Source organism: Pseudomonas sp. 51_B (genome assembly GCF_017491595.1).
In the GTDB taxonomy this organism is placed as follows: Bacteria; Pseudomonadota; Gammaproteobacteria; order Pseudomonadales; family Pseudomonadaceae; genus Aquipseudomonas; species Aquipseudomonas promysalinigenes.
The window spans coordinates 1-498 of the sequence record NZ_JAFGYW010000230.1; the positions used below are offsets into that span (position 1 = coordinate 1).

Consider the following 498-nt stretch of genomic DNA (forward strand, 5'->3'; position numbering starts at 1 on the left):
GATTGGTTCTGGGCTGCTCGTACTCTGCCGCCGTTGATCCTTCCAGATGCGTATCCGGAGGATGGCGTGCTTTGCCAATTGCTCGCCAGCGGCCCGGCGGATGCCTACGAAACCTGCTCGCTGTTTTTCGTCGAAGCCATTCACGCAGCAACGCAACGGGTCTGGATTACCAGCCCTTACTTCGTCCCGGACGAAGCGGTGTTCGCGGCATTGAGGCTGGCGGTGTTGCGTGGTGTCGATGTGCGCCTGCTGTTGCCGTCGCGGCCTGATCATCGCATCGTTTATGCCGCCTCCAGCCTGTATGCCTTCGAGGCGGTGCGTGCCGGCGTGCGGGTGTTCCGCTATCGCCCAGGTTTCCTGCATCAGAAAGTGGTGCTGATCGACAGCGAAATCAGCGCCATCGGCAGCGCCAATCTGGACAATCGCTCGTTTCGCCTGAATTTCGAAGTGATGTTGCTGACCGTCGACAGCGAGTTCGCCGCCGCCGTGGAACATATG

The 498-nt window shown here is 60.2% G+C and carries 1 protein-coding gene; it reads left to right on the top strand.

Annotated elements, in window-relative coordinates; genetic code table 11:
* Window positions 1-498 (top strand): phospholipase D-like domain-containing protein (locus tag J5M56_RS24560; protein WP_243430900.1); only part of this gene is annotated, 498 nt, incomplete at both ends.